Consider the following 16,614-nt stretch of genomic DNA (forward strand, 5'->3'; position numbering starts at 1 on the left):
TGATCATTTTATGCGAGTAGGGCAACACTCTTCACCTGAGCATAGAGCATCATCCCTTCATGGATCCCCATGCCCATGGCTGAGCGACGGGTAATACGTGACAACAGGGTCTGACCATCCTCCAGTTCCAGGCGCACCAGCATCTGGGTCTGGTTGATATCGTGGGTATCGATCACCCGTGCAGGGAGTATGTTTAAAATACTGGTATCCGAATGGGCGTGTATCGCCAGACTCACATCCCTGGCCTGGATCTGCACCCGGGCGTGACGTCCGACGGGTAGATCCTCCCTGGGTACCGCTACCCGGTTGCCCTGCAGGGAGATCCAGGTGAGGTGATAGCTGTTGTCATGGGAGCTTACCGTGCCCTCCAATAGCGCCGAGGCGTCACCGTATTCTGAGAGTGGCAGGTCGAGCCGGGTCAGCAGATTGGCGGCCTCACCCGAGGCAACCACCTTGCCCTGATCGAGCAGTACCATTCTGTCAGCCAGTCTGGCGACCTCGTTGGGATCGTGGGAGACATAGATCGAGGGTATGCCGAACTCGTCGTGCAGGCTCTCCAGGTAGGGCAGGATGAGCTGTTTGGCGCCATGGTCCAGGGCTGACAGGGGCTCATCCATCAGTAGCAGTCTTGGACTGGTCAGCAGAGCACGGGCAATCGCCACCCGTTGACGCTCCCCGCCGGAGAGCTTGTGGGTCTCCCGTTTGAGCAAGCCGGCAATACCGAGCAGTTCCACCACATCGTGAAATGCGATCAAGCGCGCCTTCTCCGCCACCCGGCGCATGCCGTACTCCAGATTACGTCGAACCGAGAGATGGGGAAACAGGCTCGCCTCCTGAAACACATACCCCAGCGAGCGGCGATGAGGGGGCAGAAATCTGCGCTGATCCTGCCACACCTCCTGATTGACACGAACCAGCCCCTGGGAAGGGCGCTCCAGCCCCGCTATCGCCCGCAGTACACTGGTCTTACCGGAACCGGAGGAGCCGAACAGGGCGGTGACTCCCTGGGCCGGTACGGAGAAGGCCACATCCAGATCGAATTCACCCAGCTGGTTGGATATCCGGACCTCAATTTCGCTCATGGACGATGGCTCCTGGTGTAACGGCCATTGACCAGGTAGAGGGTCATCAGCACCAGGAATGAGAAGGCCAGCATACCGGCGGCGAGCAGGTGTGCCTGGTCATATTCGAGGGACTCCACATGGTCGTAGATCGCCACCGAGAGCACCTTGGTCTCACCGGGGATGTTGCCGCCGATCATCAGAACCACACCGAACTCGCCGATGGTGTGGGCGAAGCAGAGTACCGCAGCGGTAAGGAATCCGGGGCGGGCGAGGGGAATCACGACGGTGAGAAAACGGTCCCAGGGGGAGGCGCGCAGGGTTGAGGCAACTTCCATCGGCCGGGGCCCCAGGGCTTCAAAGGCATTCTGCAGTGGTTGAACCACAAACGGCAGGGAGTAGAGGACCGAGGCAAACACCAGACCTTCAAAGGTAAAGGGCAGAGTACCGATACCCATTGCCTGGGTGAGCTGTCCCACCGGGCCGTCCGGGGCAAGCATGATCAGCAGATAGAAGCCGAGCACCGTGGGTGGCAGCACCAGGGGCAGGGCCACCACAGCCGCCAGGGCCTGCTTGTACCAGGCCTGGGTTCTGGCCAGCCACCAGGCGATCGGTGTGCCGATGATCAGCAGCAGCACGGTGGTGGTGCCCGCCAGTTTCAGGGTCAGCCAGACAGGCTGCCAGTCAAAGTCCATAGTCCGCTCCAACAGACGCTCATTGAGGGTTATGGTGGATCACCATACCCCGACTCGTACTGTTTACTCCACCCCATAGCCATAGCTCTGGATCACCTGTTTTGCCTCATCGCTCTTGAGAAATTCGATAAAGGCCTGGGCAGCTGGGTTGTCCCGACCCTTGTTCAGCACTACCGCTGCCTGATCGATCGGTGCGTAGTAGCTCTCCGGGATCTCCCATAAGCTACCGTTTTTCCCCGGCCATGCCTTGATCTGGGCCAAAGCGACAAAACCGGCATCCGCATTGCCGGTTGCCACGAACTGAAAGGTTTGAGCGATCGAATCGCCCCTCACCAGTCTGGGTCGGGTCTGCTCCAGTATACCGAGATGCTGCATCACCTGTTGTGCTGCCAGGCCGTAGGGAGCGGTTTTCGGATTGGCGAGTGCCAGATGGCGGAATTCACCCGCATTGAGATAGCGCTCTCCCCGTTCAAACAGGGACTCTTTCAGGCTCCAGAGAACCAGTTTTCCCCGGGCGTAGACAAAGCCGCTGCCATTGACTGCAAGACCCTCGTTTTCTGCCTTTTGAGGCCTTGCCCGATCGGCGGCAAGAAAGAGCTCAAACGGTGCGCCATGCTCAATCTGGGAATAGAGTTTGCCGGTGGATCCGTAACTGATTCTGGTGGTATGGCCCGTCTGCTGTTCGAAACGCTCGGCCAGGATGCGGGCCACATCGGTGAAATTGGCGGCGATCGCGACTTTGACTTCTTCAGCTGCTGCTTTGGTGACAGAGAGAATGAGACTCAGCAGAATGATGATTAGCGGTTTCACAGATCTTCCAGGTCATGATTCGATACTACATTGGGACCACGATTCGAATCTGCCATTCAGCCGTTGTGAGCGATCGGCCGGGATGATTCGATTGGTGGTTCAATCCAACCCTATCTCATTTTGCAATCCAGGTGCCAATATTTTTTTATATTAATTACAATGGGATAGGTTGGTGAAATTGGCAGGTGCCTGTCACTGTTACGACAATTGTCAGTTTTGCCCCAGCTGTAGAACTGGTCTGAACAGATCTCAACCGATAGCGGTGGCCTTAGAGGTCTTCATGCTCTCCTTTGGCCTGACTGTGCCGGTAGCGAAGCACCAGAATTGCGAAGGTCAACATCAGAATCGCGCCTGTGACGGTGAGAATGGTCTCATTGGGCATCTGTTTGATATCGATGGTCAGCAGGCGTGTCAGCGCGGTGATCGCGATATAGATCAGAAACTGCACCGGCAGTCTGCGGGTCTTGAAATAGATCCCGACCATGGCGCCCAGTTCCAGGTAGATGAAAAGCAGCAGGATATCTTTGAGGGTTGCATGGCCGTGGCTGATCATCTCCATGTAGGCCACCGCGCCGGACCAGACCACCGTGGCACCGATCACGAACAGGCCGATGATATGAAAGGTCTCTACCAGGATATCCCCCAGTTTCTCGATGATCTGGATGCTCTTCGGTTCACTCATCACTACGGCCCCTTTATTCTTTTTTTAATGCATCCCCTGAGGGAAACTCGCTTTGTTCTTCTTTTAGTGGAAAGTTACACTGCCAATTATAGGAGACAACTGCTGAATATTAGATGAAGATTGAGAAAGAGACCCCAGAGTTCGCCCTGATTAACCAATATTTCAAACAGCTCACCACCCCTCGGCAGGATGTGGTTCTGGGTGTTGGTGATGATGCTGCCTTACTGCAGGTGGCGGAAGATAACTTATTGGTTGTCAGTGTCGATACGCTGGTCTCCGGTGTGCACTTTTTCGAAGATGTGGCTGCCGATGCCCTGGGACACAAGGCGCTGGCCGTCAATCTGAGTGATATGGCCGCAATGGGCGCCGAACCCAGCTGGGCAACCCTGGCATTGACCCTGCCAGAGGTGGATGAAAAGTGGATCGCCGGGTTTTGTCGTGGGTTTGCCGGGTTGGCGAATCGTTTCAACGTCTCCCTGGTGGGAGGCGATACCACCAGAGGACCACTCAGCATCACCGTGCAGATCCATGGTGTGGTTGCACAACACCAGGTTATGCGTCGGGACGGGGCCCAGGTTGGGGACGATATCTATGTCACCGGAACCCTGGGTGATGCGGCACAGGGGCTGAAACTACTCCAATCCGCACAAGCTTTGACCGCTGGCCAACAGACCATGATCGACCGGTTGGAGCGGCCGCAACCGAGAGTGGAGGCGGGCCTTGCACTGCGCCACCTGGCCCATAGCGCCATCGACCTCTCCGACGGTCTGCTCGCCGATCTGGGACATATCCTGACACAGAGTGGTGTCGGGGCCACTCTGCAGCTTGATCAGTTGCCTCTCTCAGCCGAACTGCGTGCCGTCATGGGAGATGACAAGGATTGGTCCCGGATTGTTTCAGCAGGTGATGACTACGAACTCTGCCTGACCCTGCCTGTGGCTTGTCGTGAGGCAGTGGCGGGAGTGGCCCGACAGCTGTCACTGCCGATAAGCCGCGTAGGGTGCATCGAAGCGGATCCGGGCTTGCGTTGTTTCGATCAACAAGGTGAACCATGGCATCCACCGCAACTCGGGTTCGATCACTTCAGCACCAGCTAGCACCAATGCTATCCATTCGACCTCTCAAATGATTGACGAATAAAGGCCAAGGTCTTGGCCTGTTCAAAATAGTTTGTGTGGATCACTTTACTCTGCGTACCATAGTCGAGGATTTGTGAGCCCGGGATGATCAGTTGGTCCGTCAAGTCGGTCATGGAAAGGGTGTCGACAACCAGATCGTTTTTGCCATCGAACAGGATGTCCGTACCGATATCGGCAAGCTTCATCTTCAGCTTTCCCTTACGAAACACTTTCCAGAATTTCCAACCGACTTTCTCACTCTCAAAATCGGACACAATAAAAAAATAGTCTCGATCGGCATGTGGATTGGCGTAACTTCGTAAACTCAGTAGTTCGTAGTTGTTGCCGACCCGGGATTGACCGGCGAGTCCGGGAATGATCGCCACAACCGCATCGGCCAAGGGCGTTTTGCCGGCGACACGCAATACCGAGGTGATGATCTGAAACATACCGGTGGCAAACATCATCAGCGGTACCGCAGCGCTGACTTTGGTGAGAACATTACCGATGTTGTAGGCCATGTCCAAAGCACCCCGGATGTTTGCCGGGGAGGCCAGCCCGGTGCCTGCCAACGGCGACCCGGCGAATACCACGCGCCTTTTGCCACGCCCCCGGTCCAGGGCTTCGACCCACCAGCGCGTTACCACACCGCCCCGGCTGTGGCTGATGACATCCACATCGGCACTTGTATTGCCCATGGCGAGTGCGAGACTGTGGGCATTCACAAACGGACTCTTCGATAAGGTGGCATGGTCGAAAGTGAGTATCTGGTCATATTGCCGGCTTGCCCATCGCAGGAATTCATCACCGGCCTTGAAGCCTCTTCTGTCGATCTGGTCAAAGTAGGCATCCGACTTGCTGAAGGTGCCGTGTACGAACAGCAATATTTTTTTTCCTTTGCCCAAGGGTTTGATATCTGTTCCGTCACCGACGATCTTGCCGTTCCGCCATTCACGCAAACCGCGATCGGGGGTCAATTTATTGTCGAGCAGGGCAACTGCCTGGGTGACCTGGTTATAGGGCAAGAGTGACATCGGTCGCTCCAGTTTGACCTGCTCCTGGCCCGTTACTTTACGTGGGCGTCCCCGTCGCTTGGGAGAAACCGGGGTCAGTGGACGCTCTTCAAGGCTCAGGGCTTCGCCACCGATATCCACTACCCGCATTTTGGTCATTTGTACGGCAGCCTTTTTCGCACCGGCACGGCGAGGGCCTGGCCGCCCCAGTGAATCGGCTGCTTTCAGAGTGTCGGGATCCGGCGTGAGATTGAGTTCCTCAAGCGCTCGGTCCAGATGCTTGCTGTTTACACGTATATCGTCTGTCATGACACTTGATTATTGATGGGTAGTGGGGTGGCGCCTTGTGGGTCACTTCTGGCCCGGCGTATGTCGATCAGAAATTGAAACCGGTCGGGATCGCTGAGTGATTCGATGCCTGCATCGCATGCAGCGAAAAAACCGCTGTTGGAGGTCAACAGGGTACTTTCAACAGGTACCAGATGCCCGGCGGATACAAAGGCGTAAATACGCTCAAGATGGGCTTTGGAATAGATCCAGGACGGCGTACCCATGTCCTCAGTCAGTTCTTCTGCATCCGACTCACCGTCCGGGTAGTCACCTTGAACGAAGTAATCCGCCTGCTGTGGACTGCGCCAATAGCCTGGAAAAGCGTGTCCTTCGATCAGGAACAGTACCGGGTGGATCTCAATGTACTCCAGGCAGGCTGCCAACAACAATGTCAGGTCAATGCAGGTGCCGTGAGAGCGTCGCAACACCTCTGACGGACTGCGCACCCTTTGCGCCTTGGCATAGTAGGATGGCGGTGGGTTGATGTATTGCAGGCGGTGGTCGAGGATGAGTGCTGACCAGATTGTTCTGACCTGGATATCCACCGGACCGTAGGGATCATCCGCATAGAGGCCGTAGCTCTGGTAGCCATCAAAACCGGCGTTTGGATCGTCGCTTAATGCACTCAAATAGCGTCGTGCATCAGCCACCGCGTCGATAACTGCAACATCCCTGGGCAGTACAAAGGATGGCAACCAGATACGGTCTTCGTCCGTGTCACTCCACTCCTCAAGTGGCGCAACATCCACCTGATGAGTCTTCTCCTCGATGACATTGTCATGAGCGGTAATACGTACATAAACTGTGGTTCGCAGTGTTTCCGAGAGGGTACGCAGGTAATCCCAGGAGAGCGGAATACGAATGTATTTGCCGATATCTTCAGGCTTACCCACCTCGCCGGTACTGTGGGATCCCCGGTAGGGGTACTCCTCCGCACCTACACGTGCGACGACTTCCACATGCACTTTGTCCGGAGAATTCAGTGAAGTACGTGTTACATTGAACTGTGTGAACAGGTGGCCGCGATTGTGCAGAATCGCGTAGTTGAGACGTTGATAAGGTACGATATCAAGCAACAGTTCACCAACACCATCCCCGCTACCGGTGGATGGCTGCTCAGTCAGCGGTAATGTCTGCCCGCGCCCGCTGATTTGATACAACAGGGAGGTGTTGGACCAGAGTACGATGCCACTGCCCTGCATACGGTACTCATCGGGCAGTTTGCGGGTCTCCTCGAAGGCCTGCTGAAAGGCGGGCAATATGTAAGTATCACGATCGTTGTGCCAGGCTCGATAGAGACTGGCGAAAAATATCTCGGCCAGATGGTCATCGATCTCATCTTGAAATCCCACCGCAACCTGGGCGCCATGGGCGACAGCCAAGGCACAAAGCCGGGCGGCGGAGTTGTAGACATTGACCGATACGAGGGCCGGTTTGAGTGCGCCTGCATTAACGATTTTAGCCAGTTCTTCTGGTTTCAGGGCTACCGCCACGCCTTGCGGATCGGAGATGATAAAACCATCCTCGTGCCGGCCCACACCTTCACTGATTTGTGGTGGTAGATAGTGCAGCGCCTGGTGCAGATCGAATCCGGCCAGATGCACCAGCCCGGGGGACTGGTCAGCGATGCGGTCTTTCAACGCTGCACTGTTGGGATTGGGAAGCACAAAGTCCCAGTCTTTCAGGTCCAGGTTGATGCGCATCAGTTCCACTTCAGAGCGGAAGCTGTAGAGTGCCTCCAAAGGCTTTGGGGCGCATTGCGCCATCAGTATGTTGTCGTCAGCGATGGTTGCGTAATCACTGCTGGAGTGTTCCAGCGGTAAGACCCTGGTGATCAGAAAAGGTAGTGCCGGCTGCTGTGCCTTACGGGTTTCTCGGGTCAGGGTGGATAGAAAGTACTCCCAGGGAAAAATTCTCAGTGCCCAATCCTTACTCTCACTTTCAAATGGCGGCAGGGTCACTTCGACGATGCCGCCCTTCGCCAGGCGGGTAATGATCTCCTGATGTTTTTTCGGACTCTTCAGCTCGATAAAGATTTCAGCCGCTTGTTCGACAGCCTGGCGTCGACGTTCAATGATGGCATCACTGGTCAGCCAGCGGCGGCGATTGCGCAAGGAGCGGCTCCAGCGAATGGCTGCGGCCTGAAATTTGGACCAATCGCAGGTCAGAATGACTTCATTTCCATACAGCGGACGCAGAGTGACGCTACGGCGCTCATCATGCTTGGAATTCATAAGCTGTTGATCCTCTTTGTATTTTTTATTCCAACAAAGCGGCTTATTCTATTTCCGGCAGATCCCTAAACAATAAGGGAAGCATAGACCCACTTTTGATTGTTGTCCTATTCATTGATGTGAAATATGGACCTGATGGTTGCCTGACAGAAAGAGATTCACTGCGATCAACTACAACCCGGCTGGCTGTTTTGTCTGACGCCTTAGATCCAGAGATTGATCGTAGTGACTCTGTAAAGCCTATTGAGTCATAAACAGGGCTTGCATATCGCTTTCTAAGTCTTGGTAACTTTCATCGTTAAACCAAGACAATCACACATTGACTTCCTGTTATCGATACTTCATTTGTTGAGATTCACTATCTTGACTGCTGGTCCTTTCTATCCGGTTTGTTTCTTAATGATAAAAAACAGACAGAAAGACCTTTTCCGGGAGATAACCACAGGTTCTCAGTGTCAAAGAGTAAAAGCCTTACGGTGCATCGATATGCGTCTACTAACGATAAATCATATTCGTGACCTCATGCGGCAATATGGCCTGCAGGCCTTTCTCCGGGATCTGACTACTCGTGTCAAAAGTGATTTTTCCCGCTGGGATGAGTTTGCAAAATCGGAACGTCATGCGACTCACTTTGAGCATGGCGTAATTGAGTTGATGCCCTGTTCCGATCAAGCACACTACAGCTTCAAGTTTGTCAACGGTCACCCGGGAAATGTACAAAAAGGGCTACCGAGTATTCTTTCACTTGGCGTGCTTGCCGAGGTGGAGACCGGCATGCCGATACTGGTTGCGGAAACGGGAATCATGACCGCCCTCAGAACCGCAGCTGTCACCGCGTTGAGTGCACGCTATCTGGCACGTCGTGACAGCCGACGGGTTGGTATCATTGGTTGTGGTGCACAAGCGGAGTTTCAACTGCTTGCGCTGGCCAATGAGTTCCCCATCGAGCAGGTAAACTATCTGGACATCGACCCCCATGCAGCGGAGAAGTTTGCACGAAATCTCTCTACTCAGGTATGGCGGATGCAACAGAAGCAAAACCCAGAGAGCTTGCTGGAAGGGATCGATATCCTTGTGACCGCGACAGCCTCACGCAAGAAAGTGGTTTTATTCCGTGCCGATCAGATCATTCCTGGTATGCATATTCATGCCCTTGGCGGGGATTGCCCTGGTAAAACGGAGTTGCCACCGCAACTGATCGACAGAGCAACCGTTGTCGTGGAGTATCTGCCCCAGACCCGGGTTGAGGGCGAGATTCAGAATCGGCAAGGTGCTACAGCGCCTGTGGAGCTACAATCTCTGGTTCGACAGAATCATCCTGGCCGCCAACATGACAGTGAGATCACACTGTTTGATGCGGTCGGTTTTGCAGTCGAGGATTTCAGTGCCCTGATGCTGCTAGAGGAATTGGCGGTGGCTCATGATATCGGTGAGTCGATCCAGCTGCTTGCAATCCCACCCGAGCCGAAAAACCTCTACGGCTATCTGATCGATTGAAGACTGCCTGGGTAATCGCTGAAATCGAATGCATTGTCTTTAGGTTTCGATCAGCACACGGATTGTACTCCGATAGCTCGATGGCTGCGGGGACGGGCATCAAGGCGAGTGCTTGCAGCAACTCCTGTAAGCGTATTCCGTGTGCCACAGGCACTGTGACCCCAGGTGCGTCTCTGGGATCGATTGCGTCCAGATCGATACTGATGCCGACTAGATCGCAATGCAGTAACAGCTTTTGCCAACAGCGATGGAGTATCGTTCGCAGCCCCAGCTGACGAACCCTGCTCATCATGTAGTATTCGACACCCAAACTGTCCAGGTGTCTTTTCTCGATCGATTCATAACTGTGGACGCCAACAAGCACGATCTGTTCTGGTTTGATGGTTGGCTGACCATCTCCGATCCGCTTCAATATCGGATCATGCATACCCAGCAAGCCGGCAACCGGCATACCGTGAGGATTGCCTGATGGGCTTGATCTTGTGGTATGAGCATCCATGTGAGCATCGATCCAAATCAGACCAAGTTGTCGGTCGGTTTTTGCCAGCGCATGCATGACGCCACCCCATATGCCGATCGCTGTGCTGTGGTCCCCGCTTAGAAATATGAAACGCCGTCCCTGCAGTAGCAGAGATTCGGTGCAGAGGCGTACATCCCGGTTGAGTGCAACCAGGGAGTCTATTCGCTCACGATTTGAGGTGGTAATCGGCCGTATCCAGTTTACCTGGGCTGTTCTGTTGTGTTTGCGTAAAACCGAGGGGCCCAAGTTATATGCACAGGGTCGACTCCCATGCGAAGACGCTGTACTGAGGCCCACAATCCCTCTTTTGAATTCTCCTGCCATACCGAGAACCAATTAAAGTTAGCAATTTTGATGACTCAAGTGCACTTTTCCAACAGGCTAAGCATGAACCTTGAGATCATGTTTCTCAATGCGATGAAGTTGCTGATCAGCCTTCAGATACTAGCTTGTTAGACAAGAATCCGGAGCAAATGTTATGGCGTTGTAACCAACAGATATCTCTACACAATGCCGCCAACTCCGGGACTGCTGACTGTAATAGAGGATCTAAGAAGCTATCCGGATCCAGAGGTATCAGTTGGACCAGGAGAGCCTGATTTCATGAATACGGTTGAATATTAAAACTATACTATTGACTGAATCCAATGATAACCACTGCTAACAACGATATTGGCATCCGATGCAGGAGAGAGGCTTATGGGTGGAGAGATTCTTGTGGTTGACGACGAACCCAACATCGTTCTTTCATTGGAGTTTCTAATGAAGAAGGCGGGTTATAACGTAACTACTGCCAATAATGGTGTGGATGCCCTGAACTCCATTAAACAGCAGCGGCCGGATCTTGTGCTGCTCGATGTGATGATGCCGCGAATGGATGGTTATGAGGTTTGCCAGGCGGTACGGGGCGATCCTGAGTTGAGTTCAGTACGCATTATTATGTTGACGGCTAGGGGGCGGGATGTGGAGCGTGATAAGGGCATGGCACTCGGGGCGGATGACTATGTCACAAAACCCTTTGCTACCCAAGAGTTGGTAGAAAAGGTGAAATCCCTGTTGGATCGTTCTTCAAGTTAACATTCAGCAACTATCTAGGGCCTATTGGATTAGTGTTAACAGGCCTTAGTCAGTTTATATTCAAAGTGCGATTTTTCGCTTCTGTCCGACACGCTCCTTATTGACTGGTTGTTCAGGCTATCTTTACACAATTCAAACGGTTTATTGCGGATTCCTGTTATCCCGGTTGTTCGGAGTTGTCGACACTTTGATTCGACCAGATTTAGGTTCAATCAATTCATAAATCGTGCAATTGAACCAAAGTTTATTAAACTTCAAAGAATAAGCCCTCATTGTTCACCTTGGTGTGGATGGGGGCAGCGGGATTGGTGTCTGTATCTCGACAATTGATTGATCATCAGTGAGTTGGATAAAGACCATGACAAATGGGCGAAATCAAGAGCGTCTCATCGTACTTTTTCTGTTGGGATTGATCCTGCTCAACTATCCGTTGTTGCATCTGTTCGGCGCGGGATCCGTATGGTTGGGTATTCCTGTACTCTATCTCTATCTGTTTATCGGCTGGCTACTGGTTATCGTATTCCTGGCGCTGCTGATGGAGACACGCCGGAGCGGTGAAAGAGAGAGCCTGCGTCGCGAACGCAGAGGCGGGTGAACCGATGCTCTCCGGCTGGTTGATGCTACTCATTGCCTTTGCCTATCTGGGGCTGTTGTTCGCGATTGCCTTTTATGCGGACATGCGCTCGGATGCGGGTCGCTCGATCATCAGTAATCCCTATATCTATACCCTATCGATTGCCGTCTACTGTACCGCCTGGACATTCTACGGCAGTGTTGGCCGAGCCGCCGGATCCGGTGTCGGATTTTTACCCATCTATCTTGGGCCTACCCTGATGGCCTGCCTCTGGTGGTTCGTGTTACGCAAGATCGTTCGTATCAGCAAGGTGCACCGAATTACCTCGATTGCCGACTTTATCGGATCACGTTATGGAAAGAGCGCTCTGGTGGGTGGAGTGGTGACCGTGATTGCGGTGGTAGGCATCATGCCCTACATCTCCCTGCAATTGAAGGCCATCGCCGTCAGTTCCAATGTGTTGCTTACCTATCCGCAGATTGCCGACAATGCAGCAACCCGGGCGTTCTATGCCGATACCGCACTCTATGTCGCACTCGCTCTGGCGGCATTCACCATCCTCTTTGGCACCCGGCATATCGATACCACTGAACGTCATGAGGGAATGGTTGCAGCGATCGCCTTTGAATCCCTGATCAAGTTGATCGCATTTCTTGCCGTCGGACTGTTTGTGGTGTTCGTACTTTTTTCCGGGCCGGGGGATCTGTTTGCCAAAGCCGCCGCTGTGCCGGAGGTGGCCCGCCTGTTCAGCTTCGATGCCATGCCCGGCAGCTATGCGAGTTGGTTATCGCTGACCTTTCTTGCCATGATGGCGATTATGTTTCTACCCCGCCAGTTTCAGGTTCTGGTGGTTGAAAATGTCAATGAAACGCATATTCGTAAAGCAAGTTGGCTGTTTCCACTCTACCTTTTGTTGATCAATCTTTTCGTACTGCCGATTGCTATCGCCGGATTGATTCTGTTTCCTCAAGGCAGCATCGATCCGGACACTTTCGTACTGACGTTGCCGATGACGGAGAGTGCGGAATTTCTCGCGCTGTTCGCCTTTATCGGCGGCCTCTCGGCCGCAACCGGTATGGTGATTGTGGCGACCATCGCGATATCCACCATGGTATGCAACGACTTGGTGATTCCGTTTTTGCTGCGTATGCGTCTGCTGCATCGTGAGGATATGAGTGGTCTGTTGTTGGCAATTCGACGCGGCGCCATCATCGCCATCCTGTTGCTGGGATATCTCTATTTCCAACTTATCGGAGAGTCCTATGCACTGGTTACCATCGGTCTGGTCTCTTTTGCTGCGGCCGCCCAGTTCGCTCCGCCGATATTGATTGGTATCTATTGGAAGGGCGCCAGCCGTGTGGGTGCAGTGGCCGGTCTGCTCGGGGGGTTTCTGGTATGGGCCTACACGTTGGTGATACCCGGTTTCGCCCTTTCGGGTTGGCTCCCTCAGACGTTTCTCGAAGAGGGACTGTTCGGTTGGTCCTGGTTGCGACCTTATCAGTTGCTGGGTCTCGATCTGTTTGATCCGATTACCCATGCTGTGTTCTGGAGTATGTTGGTGAATGTGGGACTGTTGGTGGGGGTCTCCCTGTTTGCCAACCAAAGTGCAATTGAGCGTATCCAGGCGACCCTGTTTGTTGATGTGTTCAGGCAGGGATCGCAAACCCGGGATTCGCGTATCTGGGAGAGCACATCATCGGTGTCTGAAATACGTGAAATTCTCGCTCGGTTCATCGGCGTGGAACAAGCGGCCAAGGCGTTTCAAGAGTTCGCGCTGGTAGAGGGTCAGTCACTGAAAGATGAAGCGCCTGCCGAAAGCGGCTTGGTTGAGTATGCCGAGCGCCAGTTAGCCGGTGCGATTGGCGCCGCATCGGCCCGAGTGATGATGGGTACGGTGGTGAAGGGGGAGGAGCTGAGTATCGAAGGGGTGATGAAAATACTCGATGAGACTTCCCAGGTGCTGGAGTACAGCCGTCAACTCGAACAGAAGTCCCAGGAGCTGGAAGCCGCAACGGGCAAACTCAAAGCAGCCAACGAGCGTCTCAAGGAGCTGGATCGGTTAAAGGATGATTTCGTCTCGACGGTCAGCCACGAATTACGTACACCGCTCACATCGATACGGGCGTTTTCAGAAATCCTGCGGGACAGTCCTGAGATGCCGGCCACGCAACGCCAAGAGTTTCTGGACATAATCGTCAAGGAGAATGAGCGCCTGACACGTCTGATCAACGAAGTTTTGGATCTGGCGAAAATAGAATCCGAAAGTGTTGAATGGGAAATGCAATCCACGGATCTGCGTGAAGCGATCGAGGAGGCGCTCGTTGCCACCCAGCAGCTGGTGGCTGAGAGCGGCACGGTTTTATACAAGGATATGACAAATCAGGCAGTGCAGGTCACCGTGGATAAGGACCGGTTGATCCAGGTGGTGATCAATCTGATCTCCAATGCAGTCAAGTTTTGCGATGGTAATCGTGGGCGGATCTGGGTCAGAGTCTATGCGCGAAATGGCATGGCCAATGTGGAAGTTTCCGATAACGGTTGTGGTATCGCTCCCGCTGAACAGGAGAGGATCTTTGAGAAGTTTCATCAGGTCAGTGATGTTCAGGAGGGGAAGCCCAGAGGGTCGGGGCTTGGGTTGCCGATTTGTCGAAAAATCGTCGAGCATCATGGTGGCCGGATCTGGGTTGAGAGCGAACTGGACAAGGGTTCGGTATTCAAGTTTGTGCTGCCCATGGAGGCAAATGCTTGAGAGCTGGAGGCGCTTGTTGACGCTGGAGTGTAGACCAATTTGCTGAGAAAAGGACGTCGTTGCAATGACGCCGGATGAGGTGGTTGAGTCATGATAGAGAAGTGGAGTCTGCGTTTTAGGGTGTTTCTCTTCTTTGCCCTGATTGCACTGATGGTGCCGGCACTGTTGGGCTCAGCGCTCTGGATTGCGGCCGGCAGGATCGGGCCGGAATCGGTGCCGCATCTGGTGTTGTGGGGCGGTACTGCCGGGTTCGCCCTGATCGGCCTGGTGCTCTGGGTGTGGTTGAAGTTCGACGATAATGTGGTCGGCCCCATCAACACCCTTTCAAACGACCTGCAGACACTCACGCATACCAATACCGAGCATGGTGTTGAGACCGAACCGGGCAGGTATCTTGGATTGCTGGCCCCGGCCGCAAGAGAGATGGCGGCAGCCTTGGAGTCAGCGCGAAAAAAAGTCAATCACGAGATCGAAGAGGCCACTCGCAAGGTTGAGCTGCAGCGAACACGCCTGGAAACCACACTGCGGGATCTTAATGAAGGGGTACTGGTCTGCAATATGAAGCACAAGATCCTTTTGTATAACCGGCGTGCACTGAACATTCTCCACTATACCGGTGAGATCGGCCTGAATCGTTCGGTCTCGAATCTGCTCAGTACACCCTCTATCGCACACAGCCTGGAATATCTCACCGGCCAGTTGGAAACCCAGCAACCGGAACAGGAGCTTTCGGCCCAGGTGGTCTGCTCCACCAGTGATGGACGCCATATCATCGAAGGTCAACTGAGCTTGATACTCGACAGTGATGAGCGCACTGCGACCGGGTATGTCGTGACCTTCGACGATGTCACTGAGAAGCTGGCCGAGTTGGCAAAGCGGGATCGAATTCTGCGTGATGCTGTTGAGGGTTTACGGGCTCCGGTAGCAAATTTGCGTGCGGCCACGGAGATGTTGATCGACAACGAGAATATGGACGATGAAGGTCGCAGGCAGTTTGAAAACGTTTTGAGTGAGGAGAGCCATCATCTATCAAAACGGTTGCAGGAACTCAGTCAAGACTATCGGGAGATCGTTACCGGTCACTGGCCGATGAGTGATGTCTACTCATCCACCTTGCTGAATTGTGTGGTACGTCGCTTTAAAGCGGAAGATGCAATTCAATGTCTGATCAATGGTGATCCGCTCTGGATGCATTGTGACAGTCTCTCGATCGTGGAACTGACAGAGCGGATCATCCGTAAAATTGCCGGGGAGACCTCCGCAACAACCTTTGAGCTGGAACCCAGACCCGAAAAGGATAAGGTCTATATCGATATCAGTTGGGCCGGGGAGTTGGTCCGTAGCGGCACAATCGATAGTTGGTTGAGTGAGTCATTCGATGAGTGTCTCAAGGGAATGACCGGTCATGACATACTGGAGAACCACAAAGCTGTTATCTGGAGTGAAGCGCAGACTGAGGGTATGGCCTGTTTGCGCCTGCCGTTACCCTTGGCCAAGGAGGATCATAGGTCCCTAAGTTTCGATCTGCCCGGTTCGGGGGGGCGACCGGAGTTTTATGATTTTGATTTGCTGAAGAATCTAGATAACAAACAGTTCAGTGAACGGGATCTGCGGGAGTTGACCTATGTGGTCTTCGATACGGAAACCACCGGACTGGATCCTTCAGACGGTGATGAGATCATTCAACTGGCAGGTGTCAGGATCGTCAACGGCCGAATTCTCTCAGGGGAGTACTTCAATCAGTTGGTCAATCCCGGGCGCACGATTCCAGTGACCTCAACCGAAATTCACCACATCACCGAAGCGATGGTCAGCGATCAACCACCGATTACTGATGTGTTGCCTCGTTTTCATGATTACGTGGGCGATGCCGTTCTGGTTGCGCATAACGCCGCTTTCGATATGAAATTTCTACAATTGAAAGAAGCGATCTGCGGGGTGGCATTTGATAATCCGGTGTTGGATACGGTACTGCTCTCGGCCTATATCCACGATCACTCCAAGCAACACACCCTGGATGTCCTGGCAGAACGTTTTGGGGTTGAGATCGAAGCACAATACCGTCATACCGCGCTCGGTGATTCCATTGCTACCGCCGAGATCTTTTTGCGCATGATCGATCTGATGCAGGCGAAGGGTATCCACACCTTTGCCGATGCTGTCGCGGTTTCGGAAAAGATGGTGGAATTCAGAAGAGAGCAGGCCCGATATTAAGTTGTCGCTTCATTGCACAGTGTTTGGATGCCTGGGGAAT

Annotated in this window: 13 protein-coding genes; 6 read left to right on the forward strand and 7 right to left on the reverse strand. The window is 53.5% G+C overall.

Going from position 1 to position 16,614, the window contains the following annotated elements; translation table 11 throughout:
- Nucleotides 1-8: 8 nt before the first annotated feature.
- From modC to A3193_RS04920, 4 genes are all read right to left on the reverse strand, one after another.
- The gene (modC, locus tag A3193_RS04905; protein ID WP_069005073.1) at nucleotides 9-1,082 is read right to left on the reverse strand and encodes a molybdenum ABC transporter ATP-binding protein; all 1,074 of its coding nucleotides are present in this window, start codon (nucleotides 1,080-1,082) and stop codon (nucleotides 9-11) included.
- A complete protein-coding gene (modB, locus tag A3193_RS04910; RefSeq protein ID WP_069005074.1) occupies nucleotides 1,079-1,756 on the reverse strand; it encodes a molybdate ABC transporter permease subunit in 678 nt (225 codons plus the stop codon). Before modB ends, modC begins: the two co-directional genes overlap by 4 nt.
- Nucleotides 1,757-1,819: 63 nt before the next feature.
- Entirely contained in the window at nucleotides 1,820-2,566 is a 747-nt protein-coding gene (gene modA / locus A3193_RS04915) for a molybdate ABC transporter substrate-binding protein (protein WP_069014231.1), read from the reverse strand.
- 268 nt (nucleotides 2,567-2,834) lie between these two features.
- Entirely contained in the window at nucleotides 2,835-3,248 is a 414-nt protein-coding gene (locus tag A3193_RS04920; RefSeq protein ID WP_069014232.1) for a phosphate-starvation-inducible protein PsiE, read from the reverse strand.
- A 113-nt stretch (nucleotides 3,249-3,361) separates the two neighbouring features.
- On the opposite strand from A3193_RS04920, the gene thiL reads away from it, so the two are divergent.
- Nucleotides 3,362-4,345 (forward strand): thiamine-phosphate kinase, encoded by a 984-nt coding sequence (gene thiL, locus A3193_RS04925; RefSeq protein ID WP_069014233.1) that lies wholly within the window; start codon nucleotides 3,362-3,364, stop codon nucleotides 4,343-4,345.
- 8 nt (nucleotides 4,346-4,353) lie between these two features.
- Here thiL and A3193_RS04930 read toward each other — a convergent pair whose 3' ends face one another.
- A complete protein-coding gene (locus A3193_RS04930) occupies nucleotides 4,354-5,688 on the reverse strand; it encodes an esterase/lipase family protein (RefSeq protein ID WP_069005078.1) in 1,335 nt (444 codons plus the stop codon).
- The gene (locus A3193_RS20250; RefSeq protein ID WP_083218565.1) at nucleotides 5,685-7,943 is read right to left on the reverse strand and encodes a hypothetical protein; all 2,259 of its coding nucleotides are present in this window, start codon (nucleotides 7,941-7,943) and stop codon (nucleotides 5,685-5,687) included. Before A3193_RS20250 ends, A3193_RS04930 begins: the two co-directional genes overlap by 4 nt.
- Nucleotides 7,944-8,429: 486 nt before the next feature.
- Here A3193_RS20250 and A3193_RS04940 point away from each other — a divergent pair, with 486 nt between their 5' ends.
- Entirely contained in the window at nucleotides 8,430-9,440 is a 1,011-nt protein-coding gene (locus tag A3193_RS04940; protein WP_069014234.1) for an ornithine cyclodeaminase, read from the forward strand.
- Here the strand turns inward: A3193_RS04940 and A3193_RS19995 are convergent.
- Complete coding sequence (locus A3193_RS19995; protein WP_071932398.1) at nucleotides 9,325-10,206, reverse strand: arginase family protein; 882 nt, start codon at nucleotides 10,204-10,206, stop codon at nucleotides 9,325-9,327. The genes A3193_RS04940 and A3193_RS19995 overlap by 116 nt on opposite strands.
- Nucleotides 10,207-10,659: 453 nt before the next feature.
- On the opposite strand from A3193_RS19995, the gene A3193_RS04955 reads away from it, so the two are divergent.
- From A3193_RS04955 to A3193_RS04970, 4 genes are all read left to right on the forward strand, one after another.
- Nucleotides 10,660-11,037, forward strand: a complete 378-nt coding sequence (locus tag A3193_RS04955) for a response regulator transcription factor (protein WP_069005082.1) — start codon at nucleotides 10,660-10,662, stop codon at nucleotides 11,035-11,037.
- 358 nt (nucleotides 11,038-11,395) lie between these two features.
- Nucleotides 11,396-11,632 (forward strand): hypothetical protein, encoded by a 237-nt coding sequence (locus tag A3193_RS04960; protein WP_069005083.1) that lies wholly within the window; start codon nucleotides 11,396-11,398, stop codon nucleotides 11,630-11,632.
- Nucleotides 11,592-14,360, forward strand: a complete 2,769-nt coding sequence (locus A3193_RS04965; protein WP_305782002.1) for a sensor histidine kinase — start codon at nucleotides 11,592-11,594, stop codon at nucleotides 14,358-14,360. The genes A3193_RS04960 and A3193_RS04965 overlap by 41 nt, the downstream gene beginning before the upstream one ends.
- Nucleotides 14,361-14,450: 90 nt before the next feature.
- The gene (locus A3193_RS04970) at nucleotides 14,451-16,574 is read left to right on the forward strand and encodes a 3'-5' exonuclease (protein ID WP_069014236.1); all 2,124 of its coding nucleotides are present in this window, start codon (nucleotides 14,451-14,453) and stop codon (nucleotides 16,572-16,574) included.
- Nucleotides 16,575-16,614 lie beyond the last annotated feature (40 nt).

It is taken from the genome of Candidatus Thiodiazotropha endoloripes, from assembly GCF_001708965.1.
GTDB lineage: Bacteria > Pseudomonadota > Gammaproteobacteria > Chromatiales > Chromatiaceae > Thiodiazotropha > Thiodiazotropha endoloripes.

Bases quoted from the DNA above. Each gene is read 5' to 3' on its own strand.
- A3193_RS04955 (WP_069005082.1), top strand. From the start codon at position 10,660: ATGGGTGGAGAGATTCTTGTGGTTGACGACGAACCCAACATCGTTCTT.
- thiL (WP_069014233.1), top strand. From the start codon at position 3,362: ATGAAGATTGAGAAAGAGACCCCAGAGTTCGCCCTGATTAACCAATAT.
- A3193_RS04940 (WP_069014234.1), top strand. From the start codon at position 8,430: ATGCGTCTACTAACGATAAATCATATTCGTGACCTCATGCGGCAATAT.
- modC (WP_069005073.1), bottom strand. From the start codon at position 1,082: ATGAGCGAAATTGAGGTCCGGATATCCAACCAGCTGGGTGAATTCGAT.
- A3193_RS20250 (WP_083218565.1), bottom strand. From the start codon at position 7,943: ATGAATTCCAAGCATGATGAGCGCCGTAGCGTCACTCTGCGTCCGCTG.
- A3193_RS04920 (WP_069014232.1), bottom strand. From the start codon at position 3,248: ATGAGTGAACCGAAGAGCATCCAGATCATCGAGAAACTGGGGGATATC.
- A3193_RS04960 (WP_069005083.1), top strand. From the start codon at position 11,396: ATGACAAATGGGCGAAATCAAGAGCGTCTCATCGTACTTTTTCTGTTG.
- modB (WP_069005074.1), bottom strand. From the start codon at position 1,756: ATGGACTTTGACTGGCAGCCTGTCTGGCTGACCCTGAAACTGGCGGGC.
- A3193_RS04970 (WP_069014236.1), top strand. From the start codon at position 14,451: ATGATAGAGAAGTGGAGTCTGCGTTTTAGGGTGTTTCTCTTCTTTGCC.
- A3193_RS04930 (WP_069005078.1), bottom strand. From the start codon at position 5,688: ATGACAGACGATATACGTGTAAACAGCAAGCATCTGGACCGAGCGCTT.